Annotated in this window: 12 protein-coding genes; 8 read left to right on the top strand and 4 right to left on the bottom strand. The window is 69.5% G+C overall.

Annotated features, from left to right (window positions below):
• On the bottom strand, positions 1 to 1552 hold a 1552-nt coding region (locus AWC24_RS22660), incomplete at its 3' end, for a PGRS repeat-containing protein (protein WP_337341294.1).
• Between the two features lie 247 nt (positions 1553 to 1799).
• On the opposite strand from AWC24_RS22660, the gene AWC24_RS03535 reads away from it, so the two are divergent.
• Genes AWC24_RS03535 through AWC24_RS03525 form a run of 4 tightly spaced genes read left to right on the top strand, consistent with a single transcriptional unit; the run spans position 1800 to position 5731 of the window.
• On the top strand, positions 1800 to 2009 hold the full coding sequence (locus AWC24_RS03535; protein ID WP_085082116.1) for a hypothetical protein: 210 nt from the start codon (positions 1800 to 1802) through the stop codon (positions 2007 to 2009).
• 37 nt (positions 2010 to 2046) lie between these two features.
• Positions 2047 to 4098, top strand: a complete 2052-nt coding sequence (locus AWC24_RS03530) for an AAA family ATPase (RefSeq protein WP_133055693.1) — start codon at positions 2047 to 2049, stop codon at positions 4096 to 4098.
• A 25-nt stretch (positions 4099 to 4123) separates the two neighbouring features.
• The gene (locus tag AWC24_RS23265; RefSeq protein WP_272937704.1) at positions 4124 to 4666 is read left to right on the top strand and encodes a helix-turn-helix transcriptional regulator; all 543 of its coding nucleotides are present in this window, start codon (positions 4124 to 4126) and stop codon (positions 4664 to 4666) included.
• Positions 4667 to 4714: 48 nt separating this feature from the next.
• Positions 4715 to 5731 carry an aldo/keto reductase family protein gene (locus AWC24_RS03525; protein WP_085082137.1) on the top strand — a complete coding sequence of 339 codons (1017 nt, stop codon included), beginning with the start codon at positions 4715 to 4717 and terminating at the stop codon, positions 5729 to 5731.
• A 4-nt stretch (positions 5732 to 5735) separates the two neighbouring features.
• On the opposite strand, the gene AWC24_RS03520 is transcribed toward AWC24_RS03525, so the two are convergent.
• Both AWC24_RS03520 and AWC24_RS03515 read right to left on the bottom strand, forming a co-directional pair.
• Positions 5736 to 6557 (bottom strand): class I SAM-dependent methyltransferase, encoded by an 822-nt coding sequence (locus tag AWC24_RS03520; RefSeq protein WP_085082135.1) that lies wholly within the window; start codon positions 6555 to 6557, stop codon positions 5736 to 5738.
• Between the two features lie 11 nt (positions 6558 to 6568).
• Positions 6569 to 8299, bottom strand: a complete 1731-nt coding sequence (locus tag AWC24_RS03515; RefSeq protein WP_085082108.1) for an N-acyl-D-amino-acid deacylase family protein — start codon at positions 8297 to 8299, stop codon at positions 6569 to 6571.
• A gap of 150 nt (positions 8300 to 8449) precedes the next feature.
• Here AWC24_RS03515 and AWC24_RS03510 point away from each other — a divergent pair, with 150 nt between their 5' ends.
• The 4 genes from AWC24_RS03510 (at position 8450) to AWC24_RS03495 (ending at position 12631) form a co-directional block, all read left to right on the top strand.
• Positions 8450 to 9622, top strand: coding sequence for an MSMEG_1130 family ribosome hibernation factor (locus AWC24_RS03510; protein WP_085082106.1), 1173 nt, complete (start codon positions 8450 to 8452; stop codon positions 9620 to 9622).
• A 67-nt stretch (positions 9623 to 9689) separates the two neighbouring features.
• The gene (locus AWC24_RS03505; protein WP_085082133.1) at positions 9690 to 10220 is read left to right on the top strand and encodes a mycothiol transferase; all 531 of its coding nucleotides are present in this window, start codon (positions 9690 to 9692) and stop codon (positions 10218 to 10220) included.
• A 54-nt stretch (positions 10221 to 10274) separates the two neighbouring features.
• Positions 10275 to 11798: an aldehyde dehydrogenase family protein gene (locus tag AWC24_RS03500; protein WP_085082131.1), complete on the top strand. Its 1524-nt coding sequence runs from the start codon at positions 10275 to 10277 to the stop codon at positions 11796 to 11798.
• Complete coding sequence (locus AWC24_RS03495; protein WP_085082105.1) at positions 11798 to 12631, top strand: hypothetical protein; 834 nt, start codon at positions 11798 to 11800, stop codon at positions 12629 to 12631. Before AWC24_RS03500 ends, AWC24_RS03495 begins: the two co-directional genes overlap by 1 nt.
• Positions 12632 to 12671: 40 nt before the next feature.
• Here AWC24_RS03495 and AWC24_RS03490 read toward each other — a convergent pair whose 3' ends face one another.
• A complete protein-coding gene (locus AWC24_RS03490) occupies positions 12672 to 13769 on the bottom strand; it encodes a cytochrome P450 (RefSeq protein ID WP_234807244.1) in 1098 nt (365 codons plus the stop codon).
• Positions 13770 to 13947: the final 178 nt, after the last annotated feature.

Here is a 13947-nt window from a genome sequence, read left to right as displayed (position 1 = left end):
GTCCAAAGCCGGCGCCGCCGCCACCGCCGCCGCCGCCGCCGCCGCCGCCGCCGAAGTCGCCGTCGCCGCCGGTACCGGTGTCGGCGTAGTTGCCCAGGTGATCAGTGCCGCCGCTCCCGCCATCACCGCCGTCGCCACCGTTGCCCGCGTTGCCGGCGTCGGTGCCGTCGGCACCCGCACCGTCGAGACCGCCGGCGCCAGGGATGCCCCAACTGCCGGTCGCGCCGTTGTGGCCGGCGACCGCGTCGCCGCCATCAGCACCGTCACCGCCGTTGCCGCCGTTACCGGCAGCCCCCGAGACCGCGCCGCCGTCACCGCCGGCGCCACCGTTGCCACCCGTCCCACCGTTGCCGCCGGCGGCGCCGGCAGCCCCCGACCCGCCGTCGCCGCCGGTTCCGCCGTTGCCGTGGTCGCCGCCGTCACCGCCCTGGCCGCCGTTGCCGCCGGAGGCGCCCGGGGTGGTAGCGGTCCAACCGTTGCCGCCGGTGCCGCCGTTTCCACCGGCGGTTCCCGACCCACCATGGGAGCCGGTCGTCGACCCGGTACCGCCTGCCCCGCCGGCGCCCACGTCGCCGCCGCGGCCGCCCGCACCGCCATCGGGTCTGCCGGCATCACCGGCTCCGCCGGCGCCACCGTCACCGGCATTGCCGCCCTGGCCGCCGTTCCCGCCCCCGGCACTGACGCCGGTTGTGCCGTCGGTGCCGAACAGTGAACCGCCCGCCCCGCCGGCCCCGGCCTTGCCGGCGTCGCCGCCGGTGCCGCCCGCTGCAAGCGCATTCGTGCCGTCGGCGCCGGTGCCACCCCGCCCCCCGGTGCCACCGGAACCGGCAGCACCACCGTTGCCGCCGCCGCCCAGCCACCGCGATCCGGCGCCGCCGTTGCCGCCGTTGCCACCGGTGCCGCCGATCTCACCGACGCCGCCGTTAGCACCGGGGACCACCCCGTCGGCGCCGTTACCGCCCAGATACCCCGCGCCGCCGGAACCGCCGTCGCCACCGTTGCCCCACCAGTCGCCGCCTGCGCCGCCGTCTCCACCGTCTGCACCCGCGCCGCCGGCACCGCCGTCACCACCGTTGCCCCAGCCGCCGCCATCACCGCCGTCGCCGCCGACGGTCCCGGCCACGTCACTGTCCCAGCCTTGCCCGCCGTCACCGAACCACCACCCACCGCCCTGGCCGTCCGGGTCGGCGTGGGTCCCGTCGAGGCCGTTGCAGATCACGCCGCAGACGTCGGTGGGCGTCAGCGGACTCAGCAGCGTGTTGATCACGCCGTCGACCTGCTGGCCGATGTCGCTGGTGATCCAGTCCTGCAGCATGGCGTGGACCGGCAACCAGAGATCCGCCTGGAACGTATCGGCGAGCGCGCTCTCCGGACCGATCGAGGCCAGCGCCGCATCGTCCGAGCCGAACCAGCCCGCCCACCCGGTCGGGTCGAACAGATCCTCGAAATCCGCGTGAGCGGGCGTCGGCGTCATCGCCACCGCCAGGAACGTCCCGACCGCACTGCACGCACCCACCACCAGCCGCTCGCTCCGGCGCCGATGACCCGACATGGCAAACCTCCCGATGAACCCACGTGCTCCTCAGCGTGCGCTCAGCGCGCCACCTCAATGCCAGTAGCGCACTACCTGTCCTTGCGCCCGCCGCAGCGACCACTACTCACCCCGGCTGCGTAGTCGCCACCCCGCCCGGGTAGTCGAAGGCCTCGGCTCGGTGGGAATCGGGTAGTCGGCCACGGATGCCGCGGGTCGCGGGGCCGGACACAGTGGAGGACCGAGATCGGACGAAGCGAGGGCAGAAATGGCCGCTGCTGACAGCACCGCGCAGCGGTATGAGGCCGCCCTGCGCCGGCTTCCCGATGCGCATTCCCTCGCCCTGCGACTGCGCGCCGCCGGTGTCGCCGATGAGGTGATCTGCGGCTACCTACAGATCGAGCCGGAAGGGCTGGGCAGCGTCCTGGAGCTGGCGCGCCGGAAGCTGGACGCCGAACTACACAAAACTCCTCGGTAGTGACCGTGAGGTGTCCGACAGTGTCTACGATCGACGGGTGGGTGGCCGCTGGCCCCTGATGGGCCGGGGCGAAGAGCTCCGGCTGATCGGAGACGCACTCGCCGACAGTGAGTTACGAGGGGTTCTCATCGCCGGTCGTGCCGGGGTGGGCAAGTCCCGGCTGGCGTCGGAGGCCGCCGAGATCATGGCCGCCTCGGGCTGGGCGGTCAGTCGACTGGCCGGAACGGCGAGCGGGCGGTCGGTGCCGCTGGGCCCGTTCGCCGCGTGGGTCGACGACTTCGACGCCAGCCCGCTGGCCATCACACGGCAGATCCTGACCGCGTTGCGCGCCGGTGCCGGCGGGGCGCCGCTGTTGGTGGTGGTCGACGACGCCCACCTGCTCGACGACCTGTTGGCGCTGGTGGTGAATCAACTGGTGGCCCAGCACGTCGCCGAAGTCCTCGCCACCGTTCGCACCGGTGAAGCCGCACCCGATGCGGTGTCCACGCTGTGGAAGGACGGCGCCCTGCGACGGGTCGAACTGCAGCCGCTGTCCCGCCCCGAGAGCGAGGAGCTGCTGGCGGTGGTACTGGGTGAGCTGACGCCCGCGTGCGCCGAGCGGATGTGGCGGCTGACCCGCGGAAACGCGCTGTATCTGCATCATCTCGTCGAGCAGGAACGCGAGGCGGGCCGGCTGGTGTGCGAGGCCGGCCGGTGGACCTGGGCCACCGGGCTGTCGGTGTCACCGACGCTGGTCGAGCTGGTCGAGCTGCAGATCGGCAAGGTCGCCGACGACCTGCGCGACGTGGTCGACCTGGTGGCGATCGCCGAACCGATCGACCGGGCCTGCCTGGCGTCGCTGGCGAGCCCGCAGGCGATCGAGGCCGCCGAGGAACGCGGGCTGATCAAGGTGTCGCCGAGCGCCGACATGATCCGGGTCGGCCATCCGCTCTACGGCGAAGTGCGGCTCAATCAGTGCGGCCCGCTGCGGTTGCGCAGACTGCGCGGCGAGATCGCAACCGTCATGGCGCGAGAGCCGGCGCGCGCCGATCCGCTCCGGTTGGGCCTGCTGTGGCTGGAATCCGATCTGCCGGCCGACCCCGTCGTGCTGGTGCGAGCCGCCACCGTCGCCCGCTCGCGGCTCGACTTGGCGCTCGCCGAGCGGCTGGCGCGCGCCGCCGCGGACGCCAGCCCGAATCCGGTGACCAAGTTGCTGCTGGCCTACGTGCTGTTCATGCGGGAGAACGGGCCTGAGACCGAAGAAGTGCTGGCCGGTATCGATGACAATGACCTGCCGGCGGCCGGGTTCGTCAGTCCGACGATACTGCGTTCGGCCAACTTGCTGTGGGTGTTGCGCCGGCCCGACCAGGCGTGGCAGGTGCTCGAGGACGCGCTGCGCGGTGGCGACCCCGATCGCGCCGTGTCGCTGCGAACGTTTTGTGGGGTGCTGCTGGTGCTGGCCGGCAAGCCCGCCGACGCCCTGGCGGCCCTGTCGGACGGCGACATCGACCGGCTCGATCAATTCGGGAAGACGCTGGGCCGGTGCGCCCAGACCATCGCCCTCGGTGATCTGGGGCGGATCGCGGAGGCCGGGCAGCAGGCCGGTCTCGGATACGACGTGATCGCCGAATCCCCGCAAGGAGAGTTTCAACGGCAGTGGCCTGAGCGAGTTCCACTCCTATGCGCTGCTGGCCGCCGGCCACATCAAGGAGGCGTCGGCCGTCGCCGAAGCCCGCCGCCGGCGCTGCGCCGACATGCCCGGGATGGTGAGCGCGATGGCCGCCGCGGTGGTGGGCATGACCGCGCTCGGTGGCGGGGAGCTGCCTGCCGCCCGGCGCCTGCTCGGTGGGGCTGCCGCCGGAATCGGCAGCTATGGCGAGATCAGCGGGATCTTCTACCGGTTCAAGATCCTGCACACCGAGGCGTTGGCCCGCAGTGGTCAAGTCGATGCCGCCGACGCCGAGTGGCGGGCCACCCGAGGCAACCGCCACCCCGCCTATACCTATGTGGAGTCGGGTCGGCTGCTCGCCGGCGCGTGGGTGTCGGCGGCGCGCGGCCGAGTCGGCGAGGCGCGCGCAATCGCAGCCGGCGCTGCGCAGTTCGCCCGTGACCACGGCCAGTGGGCGCGCGAAGTGGTGGCATTGCAGACCGCGGCCCAGTTCGGTGACACCGGTGTCGCCGACCGGCTGGATGAGTTGGCGACCCTGGTTGAGGGGCCCCGGGCGCCGATCGCCGCCCGGTATGCACGGGCCCTGGCCGCCGGCGACCATGCCGGTCTCGAGGTGGCGTCGCGGGAGTTCGAAGACATGGGCGACGGGTTGGCCGCTGCCGACGCCGCGGCGCAGGCCGCCGCGGGGTATCGCCAGACCGGGCTGCGTGGCAGTGCACTGTCGGCCGCCGGCCGCGCCCGTCGGCTCGCCGAGCAGTGCGGCGGCGCGGTCTCGCCGGCCCTGGCTGCGGCCGCGATGACCCTGCCGCTCACCGGGCGGGAACGGGAGATCGCCCTGCTGGTCGCCCAGAGCCTGTCCAACCGGGACATCGCCGAGGCCATGTCGCTGTCGGTGCGCACCGTCGAAGGCCACATCTACCGGGCGACCGTCAAAGCCGGCGTCGCCACCCGAGACGAATTGTCGTCGATGGTCAAGCAATTCGGCCAGGCGTCGGTGCCGTCGGCCTGATCGGATCCAGCAGCAGACACCCGACGCTCGGTGCGCCATGATGACGGTATGGAATTCCGCTACCTGGGCAACTCCGGCCTACAGATCTCCGAGATCACCTACGGCAACTGGCTCACCCACGGCTCGCAGGTCGAGAACGACGTCGCCACCGCGTGCGTGCACGCTGCGCTAGATGCCGGCATCACCACCTTCGACACCGCCGACGTCTACGCCAACGGCCGTGCCGAAGAAGTACTCGGCGCCGCTTTGCGCGGCCGGCGCCGCGAATCGCTGGAGATCTTCACCAAGGTCTACTGGCCGGTCGGCCAAGCGCCACTGGGCCGCAACGACACCGGCCTGTCCCGTAAACACGTGATGGAGGCTATCGACGGGTCGCTGCGCCGGCTGGGCACCGACTACGTCGACCTGTACCAGGCGCACCGCTATGACTCCTTCACCCCGCTGGAGGAGACCATGCAGGCGTTCGCCGACATCGTCCGGGCGGGCAAGGCGCTCTACATCGGGGTCAGCGAGTGGACGGCCGAACAGATCCGCCAAGCCCACGGACTGGCCCGCGAGCTCGGGATCTCATTGATCTCCAGCCAGCCGCAGTACTCGATGCTGTGGCGGATCATCGAGCCCGAGGTGGTCCCGGTCTGCCGGGAGCTGGGCCTGTGCCAGATCGTGTGGTCGCCGATGGCCCAGGGCGTGTTGTCCGGCAAGTACCTGCCCGGTCAGCCCCCGCCGGCCGGTTCACGCGCCACCGACGAGAAGGGCGGCGCGAACTTCGTCAAGCGCTTCATGACCGACGACGTGCTGACCCGGGTACAGCAGTTGCGCCCGATCGCCGACGAGCTGGATCTGACGACGGCACAGTTGGCGATCGCCTGGGTGCTGCAGAACGACAACGTCGCCGCGGCGCTGGTCGGAGCGTCGCGCCCGGAGCAGGTGACCGAGAACGTCAAGGCGTCCGGGGTGAAGATTCCCGCCGAACTGCTGGCCCGCGTCGATGAGGTGCTGGGCGATGCGGTGACCAGCGACCCGGCGCTGGTGGCCAAGTCCACCCCGGCGCAACGGCTGCTCTGAGTCATCACCCCCGGCACAGGATCTGGCTGTGCGGAATCGCCAGCCAGCCGTCCGGGTGACCGGCCCAGTCTCGCCATGCCCGCGAAATCGCTTGCAGCTTGGCCTGATCGGCGACGCCACGGCTCAGCAGTTGCTCGGCGATGGCGGAATGCAGGATCCGGTCGGCCCACATGCCGCCCCAATGCTCCCGTTCGGCCGGGGTCGCGTAACACGTCGCGCTCACCGACGGGGTGACGTCGGTGAATCCGGCCGCATGGGCCCAGGCCAGCAGGCGTCGCCCCGCGTCGGGCTCGCCGCCGTTGGCTCGCGCGGCGTCACGGTAGAGCCGTAGCCAGTCGTCCAATTGCGTCGACGCCGGATGCCAGGCGAACGCCGCATAGTCGCTGTCGCGGGCGGCCACCACCCCGCCGGGCTTGCACACCCGGCGCATCTCGGCCAGTGCGGTCACCGGGTCGGCGACGTGCTGCAGCACCTGATGGGCGTGCACCACGTCAAAACTGTTGTCGCCGAACTGCAATGCGTGCACATCGGCGACAACGAAGTCGATGTTGTGCTGGTCGCGCTCAACGGCGCAGGCGCGGGCCAGCTCCAATGCCTCGGGGACCGGTTCGATGGCGGTGACCCGGCCCGGCGCGACGATGCTCGCCAGATCCGCCGTGATGGTGCCCGGGCCGCAACCGACGTCCAGCAACCGCAGGCCCGGCGCCAGCGATCCCAACAGGTAGGCCGCGGAGTTCTGCGCGGTGCGGGTGCGGTGAGCACGCAGCACCGACTCGTGGTGGCCGTGGGTGTATTTGGGCTCGGAAGGCTCGGAGGGCTCGGACACGTCGGGCAACGCTACGCGGGGGCCGGCTGTCTGCCGCGCACCAGCCTGCCGGGCCGGGCCGCGGTGGGTTTGCCGTGCTCGGCGATGATCTCGCCGGAGACGATCGTCGCCACGTAGCCGTCGGCGGTCTGGTCGAGCCGACGCCCGCCGGCCGGCAGGTCGTAGGTGACCACCGGCTTGTGCAGCCGCAGGTTCTGGTGATCGATGACGTTGAGATCCGCCTTGTAGCCGGCCGCTATCCGTCCCCGGTCGTCGAGACCGGCGACCCGGGCCGGTACGGAAGTCAGCTCGCGGATCGCCTCGGGAACGCTGAGCCGCCCGGACGCGCGATCACGAGCCCAATGTGTCAGCACATAGGTGGGATAGCTTGAGTCGCAGATCATTCCGTAGTGTGCGCCGCCATCGCCCAAGCCCAGCACCACGTCGTCGCGGCGCATCAGGTCGCCGACGGTGTCCAGCGAGTTATCCCGGAAGTTGGCCAGCGCGTCCAGCAGGAACGCGTGCCCGCCGTCGTCGAGCAGCCGGTCGTAGGCCTCCTCGGCCGGCGACACGCCACGGGCGCGGGCCCGTGCCGCGATGCTCTTCGACGGATCCGGTTCGTAGTCGGCGTCATCGTCGAGCGGGTACGTCCACTCCCAAGACTGCGCGAGGTAGGCGATGGGGTTGGTCGGGACGATACTGGCCTGATCGGCCAGGATTCGCTGCCGGACAGCAGGTTTGCGCATCTCGGCCACCCGCTCCGGCAGCGGCAGCCCGGCGATCTCCCGATAGCTGGGGTAGAGCACGAACGGGTTGATGCTCAGGTCGAGTCCGACCATCAGCCCGATCGGCCGGGGGAAGACCTGCGCGGTGATCGTGGCGCCGGAACCGTTCGCCTTCTCCACCATGGTGATGGCGTCCTGCCAGACCGGATCACCGGCGTTGCCGATCAACAAAGTGAAGGTGACCGGTAGGCCGGCGTCGGTGCCCGCGTCGAAAACCTGCTGCAGCACCGGCTGATACGCGCCATCGGGCAGATCGGGAACGAACTGGATCAGGCCGCCGCCGCCGTCGGCGATGCCGCGGCCGATCTCCAGGATCTCGTCGTATGCGGCGTCGTAGCTGGGGATCTGGGAGCCGGTCCGGGTGCGGTGGGTGACCAGCCGCGACGATGAGAAACCCAGCGCCCCCACCTCGGCGGCCTCGCAGGCCAGTTCTCGCATCCGTGCCAGATCGGCCGCGGTGGCCGGCTCGCGGTCGACACCGCGCTGCCCCATCACGTAGACCCGCAGCGGCGAATGCGGCAGATACGCCGCCACATCGATGTCCCGCGGCCGCGAATCGACGGCATCCATGAACTGCGGGAAGGTCTCCCACGTCCACGGCAGACCGTCGGTCATCACCACACCCGGAATGTCCTCGACACCGGCCATCAGGTCGACCAACACCTCATGGTCGGCGCCCCGGCACGGCGCGAAACCCACTCCGCAGTTGCCCATCAGCGCCGTCGTCACACCGTGTGCCGACGAGGGATTGAGTCGATCCGACCAGATCGACTGGCCGTCATAGTGGGTGTGCAGATCCACGAAACCCGGTGTCACCAGCAGCCCGGTCGCATCGATCTCGTGCCTGGCGTCGCCGCTGAGGGTGCCGACCTCGGCGATGAGACCGTCGCGGACCGCGATATCGCCGACGAACGCCTGGCCGCCCAGCCCATCGACGATGGTGCCGCGACGGATGACGAGATCAGCGACGTGCGTCATCTAGACAATCTACGACCGTATCGGTACCTCATGCCAGGGCATTTCCGTGATCGGTCGCCCAAACGGCTCGGGACTGCCGGCTCGAGTCGTGGCTATAGTGAGTGGTTGGAGCAACCCTGAAGCCTGCAAGGGATAGGGAGGGGCAAACCGATGGCCGCCATGGAGCGTCTCGACTCGGACGGTGTCCGGGAGCTGTCCCAACGGACCGACAAACTCGGCGTGCTGTCGGTCAGCCTGAACGCGGATCCGAGCGGGGATCCGAACCTGCAAGCCGCGGCTATCGACCTGAAGAACCGTTTCCGGGAATTGCAACGCCGGGTTGCCGCGGAGGCCGATGACAGCGGCGAGACCGTCGCGGCACTAGAACGAATCTGGCCGCGAATCGCCGAGCTGGCCGACCCGGCGGGTGCCGGCCGAAGCCGAATCCTGTTCGCCGGACTGGAAGATGACTGGGTTCTGCAACTGCAGAGCGCGTTGCCGATCGCCAGTCGAGTGGTGTTGGACGATCGCCCGTTCGTCCATCCGCTGCTTGAGTTGATCGACGAAGGCCGGCCGGCGGGCGTGGTCCTGGTCTCAGCCGAGGAGGCTCGACTGCTCGAGTGGCGCGTCGGGTCGCTTCAGCTGCTGAGCCGAATCGAGCAGCCATACATCCAGGCTGCACACGAGCGTGCCGGGCAGCTCGGTGGCGGCCCGCAAGGGCAGTTCAACACGCCGATGCGAGAACAGCGGCAATCGCGCGAGCATGATCGGGCACACCGTTTCCTGGATCAGGTGACGACGGTGGCTGCCCGGCTGGCCGCTGAGCGCGGCTGGGAGCGAATCCTCGTCAGCGGTGGGGACCGCTGGAGCGAGCCGACCGTCGCGAAGTTTCCGCAAGCGCTGCGCGACCGGATATTCATCGATTCCCGAATCCTCAGTGGGCTCGATCCCGCTGCGCTGCAGGCCGCTGTGACCGACTGGGCCCACGAGCAGCACGCCGAGCGTGAACGCCAATTGCTGGACAGTGTCGGCAAGGGCGCTGCGGCCGGACACGCCGTGGCGCTGGGGTTGTCGGAGGTGGCCGCGGCATTGAACGCCGGTCGAGTCGCACACCTGATATATGACCCGGATGTCCGTTACACCGGCATGGTGGGCGCCAACGGGGCGCTCTACGGTGGCGACGAGGTCGGCCCGGACGGGCGCCCGGGGGAACCGGAGCCCCGGTTGACCGAGCGGCTGGTGGAGCGAGCATTGCAGACCGGGGCCCGGATCAGCCCGATCGAAGGGGCGTCCGACGGGCGGCTGCGCGATGCTGCGGGTATTGCCGCGCTACTGCGCTGGTGATGCCGGGAAGATCTGTCAATGCCGGGAAGGAGTCGACGATGAGCCCGACGGCATCCCGGAGGTCCCCGTGACCGATGCCGCGTTACAGGAACTGCTCCGCGACGCGTTCACGCGGTTGGTCGAACACGCCGACGAACTCACCGGCGATCTCACCGACGCGGTGGCCGACTATCGGCCGAGTCCACAAGCCAACAGCATCGCCTGGCTGCTGTGGCACAGCGCCCGGGTGCAGGACATCCAGATCGCCCAGGTCGCCGGCGTCGAACAGGTGTGGACCTGCGACGGCTGGGTGGACCGGTTCGGCCTGGACCTGCCGCGCGATGACAGCGGGTACGGCCACAGCCCGGCCGACGTCGCGAAGGTCCACGCCCCGGCGCAGCTATTGGCGGGCTACTACCGCGCCGTGCACCAGCTGACCCTGGACTACCTCGACGGTGTCACCCCCGACGAACTGGCCCGGGTCGTCGACACCCACTGGGATCCGCCGGTCACCGCGAGCGTGCGGCTGGTCAGCATCATCGACGACTGCGCCCAGCATCTGGGGCAGGCCGCATACCTGCGGGGCTTGATCGCAGAAGCCCCGGACAGAAAAACTTGACACCTGTCGAGGCCCGGTGCGACCCGGATCACAATCAGGACTAACATGGCGCGCATGACCGCCACCACGCCTGCTGCCACCGCTTTGTCCGGCACCGACTCCGTGCTCAACCCCGCCACCGGGGAGTCCGCCGGGGAGGTCCGCTGGACCGATGCGTCCGAGATCGACGCGATCGCCGCCGGACTGCGCACCGCCCAGCGCGACTGGGAGGGGCGCGGCGCCAAGGGCCGGGCCAGAACACTGGCCCGGTACGCGGTCTGGCTCGGTGAGAACCGGGACCAGATCGAGAAGATGCTGATCGCCGAGACCGGCAAGTCCAGCACCGACGCCGCCCAAGAGGTGCCGTTGCTGATCATGATCCTGTCCTACGTCATCAAGGTGATGGACAAGGCGATGGCACCGGAGTCCCGGCCCGCCTCGCTGCCGCTGATGGCGATCAAGAAGGTCGCAGTGCACTACCGGCCCCGGCCGGTCGTCGGGGTGATCGCGCCGTGGAACTACCCGGTGGCCAACGCGTTGATGGACGCGATCGGTGCGTTGGCGGCCGGTTGCGCGGTGCTGCTCAAGCCGTCCGAGCAGACCCCGCTCACCGCTGAGCTGCTGCGCGAAGGCTGGCAGCAGGCCGGCGGCCCCGACGTGTTCGCGGTGGTCCAGGGTGCGCGCGAAGTGGCCGAAGTCGTCATCGACAACTCCGACTACGTGCAGTTCACCGGGTCGACGGCCACCGGGCGCAAGGTGGCCGAGCGGGCCGCGCAGCGACTGGTGCCGTTCAGCCTCGAGCTGGGTGGCAAAGACCCGATGATCGTGTGCGAGGACGCCGACATCGACCTGGCCGCGCACGCCGCGGTGTGGGGCGCGATGTTCAACGCGGGACAGACCTGTGTCTCGGTCGAGCGGGTGTACGTGCTCGAACCCGTCTACGACAAGTTCGTCGCCGCGGTCGTCCGCGACGTGCAGGCCCTGCAGATGGGCGCCGGCGAGGGCACCCACTTCGGGGCCCTGATCAACGATCAGCAACTGGCCGTCACCGAACGGCACGTCAAAGAGGCGCTGGCCGCGGGGGCGCGCGCGCTGACCGGCGGTGAGCGCGCAGGCGGGGCGGGCAGTTTCTACCCGCCCACCGTCCTGGTCGACGTCGACCACTCGATGGCCTGCATGACCGAGGAGACCTTCGGCCCGACGCTGCCGATCATGAAGGTCGGCAGCGTCGAGGAGGCCATCCGGCTTTCCAACGACAGCCCCTACGGGCTGAGCGCCTCGGTGTTCTCCGGTGACGTGGCCCGGGCCAAAGACATTGCGATCCAGTTGGATTGCGGTGCGGTGAACATCAACGACGTGATCGCCAACCTGATGTGCACGACGGCGCCGATGGGCGGCTGGAAGACGTCGGGTATCGGGGCGCGCTTCGGCGGCCTCGACGGGATCCGGAAGTTCTGCCGGCAGGAGGCGGTCGTGTCGCCGCGCACCAGCGTCGGCGCGGGCGGAAACTACTACCACAACTCGCTCAAGGCGCTGGCCCGGATGAACGGCCTGATGACCCGGATGGCGCTGGCGCGCCCGCGCCGCACGGCCAAGTAGTGCGGTTCCTGACCGCCGCCTTGTTCTGGTTGCTGGCCACGGTGACCTTGGCGGTGACACTGCCGACGGCCTGGGCGCAGTGCAACCTCATCGACGGCGACGGCTACGCACGGCTGGCGCAGCGGGCCGCGGCTCAACCGGCCCTGCAGGATGCGGTCGCCGCCGAGCTGAGCTCCCAGGCGGTTCGACTGATCCGTGCGCAAGGCTTCCCCATCAACCCCTCCCCGGTGCGGGAGGCCGCCGCCGAATACACCGCCGGCCCGTCGTTTCCGGCACAGTTCGAGACGCTCAACCGCGACGGGCATGACTGGCTGCTCAGCGGCGACGACACCGGCCCGTGGGAGATCGACGTGGTGCCGATGTTGCGGGACAAGGCGTTTGCGCAGCTGTTGGGCGACTTCAACGTCGCACTGCCGACGTCGATGACCGTGCCGCTGACGCCGACGTCCACCGAGGTGGCGCGGCCCGGCGGATTACACCGCCTCGCGGTGTGGGGACCGTCGCTGAGTCTGGTGCTGGTGGCGTTGACCGGGTTGTGTGCCGCCTTGACGATCGCCGCGTCGCGGCATCGTGGCAGGGCGTTGGCGAGCCTGGGCGTTTCGGGGCTGCTGGCGGGCGCGGCGGGCTGGTCGGGGATCGAGGTGGCGCGGCGCTACCTGAACCAGGTACTCAATCAGGCGACCGGCGACATCCGCCGCATCGCCGACGCGATGGCCGACGTGGCCGAAGCCAGCCTGCACCAGTGGCTCAATCTGACCCTGGCGGCCGGTGCGGTGCTGGTGCTGATCGGAGTTGCGGTTGCGCTGGCGGGCGGGCTGCGCAAGGCGAAATAGCGCGGACCGAGCGCCGACATCAGGACTGCACCAGCCGAATTCAGGACTCCTGTGGTGGAGTGTGACGGTCGAATCTCAGACGCAGCGACTCCGGGCCGTTGGCGATTCCAGCCGCCCATCGCACGTCATCCGTTGGATCGGCAAGGCGCAGGTTTGTGATCTGTTTGAACAGTTCGTCGAAGGCGATGGTGATCTGAATCCTGGCAAAGTGGACACCCAGGCAGCGGTGCAGCCCCAGTCCGAACCCCATGTTGCCGGGACGGCGGACATCGAAATTCAGGCGATCAGGGTTCTCGAACTGGTCCTCGTCCCGGTTGGCCGAGTCGTAGCGGATCAAGACCTGGTCCCCTTTGGGGATGCGAACACCGCCGAGTTCGACATCGGCGGTCACGCGCCGCCCGAGACAGGCGACCGGGGATGTGAGCCGGATGAACTCGTCCATGTCCTGCCGGATCCAGTGTGGATCACGCAGGCGCTGCTCGAGTTCGGGTGCGGTGGCGACATGCCAGGCGATCGATCCGAGCGCCCCTCGAGTGGTGTCGAGACCGCCGAGGAACAGCACCGTCATCACGCCCAGGCGCTCGTCGTCGGTCAGTGGCCGTTCGTCCGGGCCGATCGTGCCGGTTGTGACCGCGTTGAGAACATCGTCCGCATCGACGGGATTGTCTTCTCGTTCAGCGAGATATTGGCCGGCCAGGACCGCGAGCTCGAAGAACGCCTCGTCGGTTGCCTCGGCTGCCACCCGGATCACGATGTCTGCGGCTTGCTTCATCTTCTCGGGATCTTGTTCGTTGAAGGCGAGCTTGGCCAGCGCATTGCCGACGAACGGTGCGGCGTACTCGGAGATGAAGTCGAACTCGCCCCTGTCGATGAACCGCTCGATCAACTCTTGTGCGTCGCGGCGCAGCCCGGCTTCGTGCCGCTGGAAAGAGGTTCTGGTGAACAGCGGGTTCAGCAGCCGCCGCAGTTCGGGCTGGAACGGTGGATCGGCATCCAGGGGGTTCAGCGGAACCGGGGAAGCCCCGCGAGGATTGACGCCTGTCGACGAAAAGGTCTCGGTGTCCTCGAGCACCTGTCGGGCATCGTGATACTTGGTGACCACGTGCTGGCCGCCGCCATCGGCGGAGGTGTGGAACACCGGGCATTTCTGCCGGGCGTAGGCGAAGACGTCCCACTTGATCGCCTCGTGTGCGGGATCCCACATGTCGTAGTGGTCGACGATGTCCTCGGGATGAGGTGTGGACTTAGTGGTCAATGTTCCGCTCCTCCAGTGGCCGGTCGGGTGTCAGCATAAACGAGCAGCGTTCGTTTGTACA

The sequence above is a fragment of the Mycolicibacter senuensis genome (genome assembly GCF_002101885.1).
Lineage (GTDB): Bacteria > Actinomycetota > Actinomycetes > Mycobacteriales > Mycobacteriaceae > Mycobacterium > Mycobacterium senuense.
The sequence above is the reverse complement of the archived record's forward strand: the minus strand, read 5'-3'. Positions and strand labels throughout refer to the sequence as shown.